At 39.1% G+C, this 7,189-nt stretch carries 10 protein-coding genes, 3 tRNA genes and 2 pseudogenes; 5 read left to right on the plus strand and 10 right to left on the minus strand.

The window, feature by feature from the left end; translation table 11 throughout:
• Positions 1-96 precede the first annotated feature (96 nt).
• The 10 genes from Q0140_RS09385 to Q0140_RS09430 all read right to left on the minus strand — a co-directional run bounded on the left by Q0140_RS09385 (position 97) and on the right by Q0140_RS09430 (position 4,199).
• Complete coding sequence (locus Q0140_RS09385) at positions 97-483, minus strand: phytanoyl-CoA dioxygenase (protein ID WP_297964021.1); 387 nt, start codon at positions 481-483, stop codon at positions 97-99.
• A gap of 33 nt (positions 484-516) precedes the next feature.
• A complete protein-coding gene (locus Q0140_RS09390) occupies positions 517-858 on the minus strand; it encodes a hypothetical protein (RefSeq protein ID WP_297964023.1) in 342 nt (113 codons plus the stop codon).
• Positions 859-924: 66 nt separating this feature from the next.
• The gene (locus Q0140_RS09395; RefSeq protein WP_297964025.1) at positions 925-2,088 is read right to left on the minus strand and encodes a hypothetical protein; all 1,164 of its coding nucleotides are present in this window, start codon (positions 2,086-2,088) and stop codon (positions 925-927) included.
• A gap of 68 nt (positions 2,089-2,156) precedes the next feature.
• Complete coding sequence (locus tag Q0140_RS09400) at positions 2,157-2,552, minus strand: Imm41 family immunity protein (RefSeq protein WP_297964027.1); 396 nt, start codon at positions 2,550-2,552, stop codon at positions 2,157-2,159.
• Between the two features lie 4 nt (positions 2,553-2,556).
• Positions 2,557-2,943: an Imm41 family immunity protein gene (locus tag Q0140_RS09405; RefSeq protein ID WP_297964029.1), complete on the minus strand. Its 387-nt coding sequence runs from the start codon at positions 2,941-2,943 to the stop codon at positions 2,557-2,559.
• A gap of 72 nt (positions 2,944-3,015) precedes the next feature.
• Positions 3,016-3,351 (minus strand): hypothetical protein, encoded by a 336-nt coding sequence (locus Q0140_RS09410; RefSeq protein WP_297964031.1) that lies wholly within the window; start codon positions 3,349-3,351, stop codon positions 3,016-3,018.
• Positions 3,352-3,359: 8 nt separating this feature from the next.
• Entirely contained in the window at positions 3,360-3,821 is a 462-nt protein-coding gene (locus Q0140_RS09415) for a hypothetical protein (protein WP_297964033.1), read from the minus strand.
• Positions 3,822-3,899: 78 nt separating this feature from the next.
• A tRNA-Lys gene (locus Q0140_RS09420) sits at positions 3,900-3,975 on the minus strand.
• Between the two features lie 11 nt (positions 3,976-3,986).
• A tRNA-Asp gene (locus Q0140_RS09425) sits at positions 3,987-4,063 on the minus strand.
• Positions 4,064-4,123: 60 nt separating this feature from the next.
• A tRNA-Val gene (locus Q0140_RS09430) sits at positions 4,124-4,199 on the minus strand.
• A gap of 128 nt (positions 4,200-4,327) precedes the next feature.
• On the opposite strand from Q0140_RS09430, the gene Q0140_RS09435 reads away from it, so the two are divergent.
• The 5 genes and pseudogenes from Q0140_RS09435 to Q0140_RS12680 all read left to right on the plus strand — a co-directional run bounded on the left by Q0140_RS09435 (position 4,328) and on the right by Q0140_RS12680 (position 6,993).
• The gene (locus Q0140_RS09435) at positions 4,328-4,915 is read left to right on the plus strand and encodes a transglycosylase SLT domain-containing protein (protein ID WP_297900672.1); all 588 of its coding nucleotides are present in this window, start codon (positions 4,328-4,330) and stop codon (positions 4,913-4,915) included.
• Between the two features lie 51 nt (positions 4,916-4,966).
• A pseudogene (locus Q0140_RS09440) lies at positions 4,967-5,389 on the plus strand (3-deoxy-8-phosphooctulonate synthase); the annotation flags it as partial.
• 372 nt (positions 5,390-5,761) lie between these two features.
• A pseudogene (locus Q0140_RS09445) lies at positions 5,762-6,127 on the plus strand (3-deoxy-8-phosphooctulonate synthase); the annotation flags it as partial.
• 511 nt (positions 6,128-6,638) lie between these two features.
• On the plus strand, positions 6,639-6,893 hold the full coding sequence (locus tag Q0140_RS09450; protein ID WP_297964035.1) for a hypothetical protein: 255 nt from the start codon (positions 6,639-6,641) through the stop codon (positions 6,891-6,893).
• 10 nt (positions 6,894-6,903) lie between these two features.
• Positions 6,904-6,993: a PH domain-containing protein gene (locus tag Q0140_RS12680; RefSeq protein WP_366112864.1), complete on the plus strand. Its 90-nt coding sequence runs from the start codon at positions 6,904-6,906 to the stop codon at positions 6,991-6,993.
• Positions 6,994-7,189 lie beyond the last annotated feature (196 nt).

A 7,189-nucleotide genomic window follows, 5' to 3' on the forward strand; every position in this document is an offset into this window, starting at 1 on the left:
ATTTTGTTTCTTTCAAACCGTCGCTTAATTCTATGCCGCTCTTTTCTAACAGCTCTTTTATTTGCTTATACATATTCTATTTTCCCTATAAGGCTTTTAGTCATAGTTAAAGTCATCTAAATCGTATCCAAAAATATGGATTGTTTTTAGAGCTAGCTCTCTGACCTCTATCCAGGATTTATTATGATAGACTAGATATTCGCCTATGCCTTCCAGCAAGCTGCCGTCTTTAAGATATTTATTCATAAGCTCCATAAGTTCTTTTAGTGCATCTCTCTCGTAGTGTAAGAAACAAAATTTAAATTCCTCTTCCAAAGCCTGTTCACAAGAAAAATATAGCATATCTACCATTTCTCCAGGTGATAAATAGCGTTCCAATGTTGGGTGCGCGATATTTTTCTCTTGCAGTTCAAGAGAAGCCATCAGGCACAGCCTAAATAAAAGCGTACCTTTATTAAATATCTTTTTTCCGTCAATTTGCATTTGGGTTTCCTTTTATTGGGATGTGAGTTTCATCTAGCATTCTAAACTCGCATATTTTAATAAAATTTTCGGTCTTATATACAGTTCTATCTGCACCATTCTGTCTATAGCAAAATTTTGTCCTATTTCTATAAATTCGCCATCTTTATTTCTTCTGATTTTTAAGGACTCGATGCATTCGGCGGTAAATTCTACAGCTGTCTCCCCGCCTGCTTTTATAGTAATTTCTACCCATCCCTCGACTATGCAATATGTAAATATTAACCCGTCTATTTTGAACGTATATTTTCCAATATCGCTATCTATTTCATCCGAATAAAAACCAAAAAAATCGCTCATCTCCATCACGTCGGGATACGTTTTTATATATGTCATTTTATGCCTTCCTTTTGGGATGATAGTTATAAATTTTATACTTTAATCATGCCGAGAAAATAAATTTCATACAATTACATACACCGAGCTTTGATTAAATTTAGCCTCTGAAAAATCTACGATCTTTTCATTATCTCTTAAAGTATAAAGCTCGAAATCCGCGCTCAGTCCATCGATATTATAGAAATCCAAACATAAAGCAAATCTGCTGTTCTCAATATCCATATTTTCGATCTTTTCCTTTACTAATTTCAAAAATAAAAGGCATTCTTTAATAAAATCATCTTCCTTTAAATTTGGATTTTTGATCTCCACTTCATTGATCGACCACTCAAAATCGCTTAAGCCTTGATATATTGAAGAATTAATTAAAATGTTCTCTGTTGTGGCTATTCTTTCCCTTTTAAGATTCTTGATAAAAAATATTCCTGTGTCAAGATAGATCAAGCCTTCGCGCAATAGCTGCTTTAATTGCGATATTTTCAGATCTTTGATTGAGCCGCTAAGGGCAATAAATTTAATTAAATTTGGATCGGCATACAAAGTTCCTCTTTTTATCTCTCTTACTTCTTGCACTCTGGAAAATAGCTCTTCATTATTTTTAGGCAGAAGAAAAACCGCTTTGTTCAAATTAACCTCTTTTTTATCTATCGCCACTTTTGCCTTGCTGTTTTTCTCGCAAAATTTTAAAAAGTTGATTCCATATTTAATCTCGTCGTTTAGCCCTATACAGCCAAAACCCTTGCTATCATGCGGATAGACGGCTAAATTTAAACTCGGAAAAACTATAAAGCACCATTCGTTTATAGAATAATCATAGCACATTAAAAATTTAGCCAGCTCTTTTATGTCGTCCCATTTCAGAATGTCCATTCTTACGCACATAGCGGGCAGCGGATATTCTTTATCTCTAGCCAGAGAAAAATACTCATTTTGTTCTTGCAAAATTCCAAGATCTTTAAATTTATCGTATAATGGCTTTACCTGCGAGATTGCTTTATATTTTTTGTATACTTTATCATCACACATTAGAGCGCTTACGATAAATACTTCATCGCTATATTTTCTAAAAAAGTTATCGAATAATTTTATCGCTAAGCTTACTCCGCTTAGCCAGCCCCTGCTTTCGATCTCAAAGAAACCTATCCAGTTTTTAGAAGCGCTGAAGCTGCTAAAATTTATATCGCTCAGCCTTAAACTACTATTTTTCAAATTTAATAACTTTTTCATTTTTATCCACCGTAATTTTTGCTTTTGCTAAATTATACACTTTATTTGGGAAGCAAAGATCATTTATATTAATTTTCATAGAAAAATTTGACTTTATAAAAATTTTCATCCCCTGACGCAACCGCCAATAATAGGCTTTTTATACGACGGAATCTATCGAAAATATTCGGCTTTGTATCTTCTTGATATTCGTCCAGCTTAAAATATTCGCTTTTTGCGTCTATATCTACGTCGCGCCAACTTCCGTTTAGAAATATATCATTAGAGATAGAAATAATACCTTGCATTATTTCTGGGTCCAACTCTTTATTTTTATAATGCTGCAAAATCTTTTTTAAATCGGCTTCCAATTTCCAATATTCATCATCGGACCATAAATTATAATCCAAAATCATACCTATGAACGAATTTGCATCATATCTATCATCAAATGCGGTATTTCTATAAAAATTTACAAGATTCATTGCATTAATCCTTTGGAACATACCAAAAACCGCTATTGTCAAGCTTTTCTTTGAATACGATGCTGTTGCACAGAACCTTTAATCTTTCAAATCTATCATATATGCTAGGCACTACGCCGTCGCTGTTTTTCGCACACAATATATTGCTTACATAAATTTCCGATTTGTCCTCCACGCCGATAACATCATTAAATATCGCTAGTATTGCGATGAAAATTTCTCTTGGAAGCGTTTTGTTATGATAAAAACTCAAAATCTGCATTAAAGCTTTATCTAACTCCCAATAGTCGCAATCCGACCAAGTTTTTTGATATATAAATTTTCCAACAAACGAATTGATGCTGAATTTATCAGAATTCGTTGAATTTTGGTATAAAAGCTCTAGGCTCATTAATCACCGTCCTTTTCATTTCTTTATTAAATTTAGCCATCTTTATGACAAATTTGCGTTTATAAAAATCGATTATTTTCTATTTGATAGCTCTTTAGATAGAATTTCTGAATTAGGATACAATTTTTTCAAAAATTCTATCTCTTCTCGGTCTAGCTCGTTTAAAACCTCTTCTGTCGGTTTTTCGCTTAAAATTTTTCCATAAACTAAACTCAGCCTTTTATATGCGCGTGGGTTGCCGTTCTTTTCAAATTGCCTTATTATGACAATCCTGCACTCTTTTGTTATTTCGGAATCGCCCATAAAAAGATCTTTTATATCGCAAGAGGCGCTTTGCTCTTTATATAGATAAAATATCCACGCAAATAATATTATAGCGGCGGCAATAAAGTAAATTTTATTTTTCATGAAATCTCTTATTCTTTTGGTTTTTTATCCGTGTAATATAGATGTATGACTTCATCCATGTTAATCTCTTTTTCCTTTCCGATCCGCTTGGTACATAATGTGAAATTTCCCTCTTTCAAAACGCACTTTTTTAATAAACCAACTATAAAGTCGTTATTTGTGCATAGATCTAAATTTCCGGAATGAAATTTTTTAATAAAATTTAGTTCCTCTTTGTCTAATTCTTGCTGCGCCTTTTTATCTACACAATATCTATCTAAAAAATAAGATTCATAAAAATAGAAAAGTCGCCTATGCGCCCCGCTGTTGCCATTATTAGCCCGTCGTATCAATTTTAATCTGCATTTTTGCTCCATACGATTGTAGTTCCGCCTCAACATATCGTTAATATCACAAGGCGAAAAACTTAGCACCGAAAGAACAATATAAATACAAAGAAATATACTAATTATGATGAGAAAAAATTTCATTTTATATCCTTACTTATTTTTGCTTTTTTAGATATAACCGATCAATCATAAAATTTGCGATTTAATTAGTAATAAAAGTGGTGTCCTGCGTTGGATTCGAACCAACGACCCCCTCATTAAAAGTGAGATGCTCTACCTACTGAGCTAGCAAGACATCGTAAGAAGTGGCGCGACGAATGGGGCTCGAACCCACGACCTCCGCCGTGACAGGGCGGCATTCTAACCAGCTGAACTACCGTCGCACCAAAAATCACACTCGCAACGCAAGTGCTAAAGAAGTATGAAATCCAAGGATTTCAAAATGGTGGTCGCTGTAGGGATCGAACCTGCGACATCCACCTTGTAAGGGTGGCGCTCTACCAGCTGAGCTAAGCGACCGTTTGGGTTTAAAAAAGAAATGTGATTATATATCCAATACGATTAATTTTCACTTAAACAATGATGAAAAGACTGAAATTGTGCTATACTTGCGACATAAAATTTTATCAAAGGCTCGGTAAATTTAGATGAAAAAGTTGGTTTTCGCCCTGTTTTTGGCGCTTCAAGCCCCCGCCTACTCGCCGAACGAGATCGTAAACGCCATCGCCGCAGTAGCGCAAAACGAAGGGGTAAAGCCTGAAATTTTATACACTATCGTCAAAATCGAAAGCGACTTCGAGCCCTACACGATCTCCTTTTTGACGAACAAAGCAAACGCCGATTATTTCGCAAGCCTGCGCAATCAAAATATCCGCATCAAAACGAGCAACTACAGCCTAAATTCCAGCAAATGGGTCGTTACGATCATACCGGCAAACGAAATTTACGCCGTGCAGATCGCCAAGTATCTGTACGAGGACGGCTTTAGCATCGACGTGGGACTCGGGCAGCTAAACGCCGTAAATTTCAGCCAAAATGAGATCGATTATATATTCAACCCGATGTATAACCTCACCAAATGCGCCAAAATCCTGCGCAAATGCTGGAACGCCAAAAATAAAAATATCAAAGACACGATCGAGTGCTACAACTACGGCATGCGAAAACGCTACTCAAACCCCTACTACAAGCGCTTTTACGAGCATTACGAAAAATTTTTCGGCAAGCCCTATTAAGAGTTAGTAAAATTTCGCTAAAATCGCGCAAATTTTAAAAAAGGACATTTCATGATATTGATCGCAGGACCCTGCGTGATCGAAAGCCGCGAGCTGATAATGCAAGTCGCGGAAAGTTTGCGCAAATTTAACGAAATGAGCGGGGTGGAATTTTACTTCAAAAGCAGCTTCGATAAAGCCAACCGCACCAGCATCTCAAGCTTCCGCGGCCCTGGGCTGCAGCGCGGCTGTGAAATTTTAGCCGAAGTAAAGGAAAAATTCGGTTATAAAATTTTAACCGACATCCACGAAAGCTACCAGGCAGAGCCCGTCGCGCGCGTCGCCGACGTACTGCAAATACCTGCGTTTTTGTGCCGCCAAACCGATCTGCTCGTTGCCGCAGCCAATACACAGGCGGTAATAAATATCAAAAAAGGTCAGTTTTTATCGCCGCAGGCAATGAAACACAGCATCGAAAAGGTGCTGCAAACCCGCAGCGCGCGGGCTTATACTCCGCAAAGCGGCGCAGCATCTAGCGATACAAAAGCCGCTCAAAACAGCGCCCACTCCGGCGATATCGAAATTTGCGGCGTGCAAAGCGGCGCTCGAAGTAATACAGATAGCGGATCTCCGGCGCTAGGCACGCAAAATTCTTGCGGTACCGGTAAGGACGCACAAAATTCTATCCACGCTTACGACGCTAAGGGCGGTGCCGAAAATGCCGCTAAAGGTACGGCGACGCCTTGTACCGCGCAAAGCAATAACAAAAGCGAAGCGCAAAGCGCCTCGCAGCCAAACTTCTCTCATACTTGCAGCGCGCAAGACGGCTCGATAAGTGCCGCGCAAAGCGCCCCGCGGCCAAGCGGCGAAGGGATGCACGATCTGGCGCGCCATTACGGCGTTTGGCTCACCGAGCGCGGCAGTACCTTCGGCTACGGAAATTTGATCGTCGATATGCGCTCGCTGCCGATTATGCGCGAGTTTGCGCCGGTCATTTTTGACGCGACGCACAGCGTGCAGATGCCTAGTATCGGCGCTACGAGCGGCGGCGACTCGCGCTTCGTACCGTATCTCGCGCGAGCGGCGGCGGCCGTGGGCGTGGACGGCTTTTTTTACGAAACGCACCCCGATCCCGCTCACGCGCTTTCGGACGGGCCGAATATGCTAAATTTGCAGCAGCTAGAGCGCGTCGTAGCGCAGACGCTCGCGATTCAAAAAGCGCTCGGATTTTAGAGCGGGCGGCTACAAAATTTCAAATTTAGGCTAGCGAGTTTAAATTTTAATTTCGCCCCATTGCGCGCGCTATCTGGTTTCACACTTTGCGCTAACAAATTCTATATTCGCAAGGGCGGGTTTCAACCGCACTGGGTTTTATCGCACGCTAAAATTTCAAACGTATCGCGCGGCTATAAAATTTAGCGTATTTGTAAAATTTTAAACTCCGCGCGTGCTTCACCAAACTTCGGGAACTTCGATAAATTTACGCAGTATGAGACGATCTCCCAGGGCGTGAGAGAGGCAGTTTCGCGCTGCTAAATTTAAAATTTTAAAAGTCTAACGCGCAGAATTTAGCTATAAATTTTGCGCTAAATTTCGCAGCCGACAAAGTAAAATTTAATGCAAATTTTACGCGCAAATTCCGATCGTCCAATCCGCCGTCGTGCAAACCTTCGCTACACGAAATTTAAGTCCAGATTAATGGGGGGGATATAATTCAAGTCTCAAATTCTTTTAAAGGATATTTATGGGTTACGTAGAGTCTAACCTTCTAAATAGCGAAAATGTGATTGCTAAAGCCAAAATTCACTGGGCGGTTTTTATCTCCGCTATCGTCATATTGATTCCCGCGATAGTTGGAATCATAAATAAAGACGATAGACTTTCATTCATATGCTTTGGCGGTTTTATAGCGGCGCTAATTCACGGGTTTATTGTTTTAAAAACAAACGAGCTTGCTATCACAAATCAGCGTATAATCGGCAAAAAAGGGTCTTATTAGTCGCGAAACGGTGGAGCTGAAATATGAAAAAATCGAAAGCATATCCGTAATGCAGAGTATCTTGGGACGAATTTTAAAATTCGGCACCATAGTGGTGTGAGGTACCGGCGGCACGGCGGTTAGCTTCCAATTTGTCGCTAATCCAGTAGCGTTTAAAAACAAGGCGATGGAAAAGATCGGCTAGGCTTCGTCTTGTATATAAATTCAGATAGATTATAAAATCTTACGTCCTAAATTTATTTCAAAAATAAGTGCGATTGACTAAAATTAAAATTACATCCATCGCACCTTTAAAT

This window comes from uncultured Campylobacter sp., from assembly GCF_938045405.1.
Lineage (GTDB): Bacteria > Campylobacterota > Campylobacteria > Campylobacterales > Campylobacteraceae > Campylobacter_B.

Coding starts and splice junctions, on each gene's coding strand:
- Q0140_RS09385 (WP_297964021.1), bottom strand. CDS start 483: ATGCAAATTGACGGAAAAAAGATATTTAATAAAGGTACGCTTTTATTT.
- Q0140_RS09390 (WP_297964023.1), bottom strand. CDS start 858: ATGACATATATAAAAACGTATCCCGACGTGATGGAGATGAGCGATTTT.
- Q0140_RS09395 (WP_297964025.1), bottom strand. CDS start 2,088: ATGAAAAAGTTATTAAATTTGAAAAATAGTAGTTTAAGGCTGAGCGAT.
- Q0140_RS09400 (WP_297964027.1), bottom strand. CDS start 2,552: ATGAATCTTGTAAATTTTTATAGAAATACCGCATTTGATGATAGATAT.
- Q0140_RS09405 (WP_297964029.1), bottom strand. CDS start 2,943: ATGAGCCTAGAGCTTTTATACCAAAATTCAACGAATTCTGATAAATTC.
- Q0140_RS09410 (WP_297964031.1), bottom strand. CDS start 3,351: ATGAAAAATAAAATTTACTTTATTGCCGCCGCTATAATATTATTTGCG.
- Q0140_RS09415 (WP_297964033.1), bottom strand. CDS start 3,821: ATGAAATTTTTTCTCATCATAATTAGTATATTTCTTTGTATTTATATT.
- Q0140_RS09435 (WP_297900672.1), top strand. CDS start 4,328: ATGAAAAAGTTGGTTTTCGCCCTGTTTTTGGCGCTTCAAGCCCCCGCC.
- Q0140_RS09450 (WP_297964035.1), top strand. CDS start 6,639: ATGGGTTACGTAGAGTCTAACCTTCTAAATAGCGAAAATGTGATTGCT.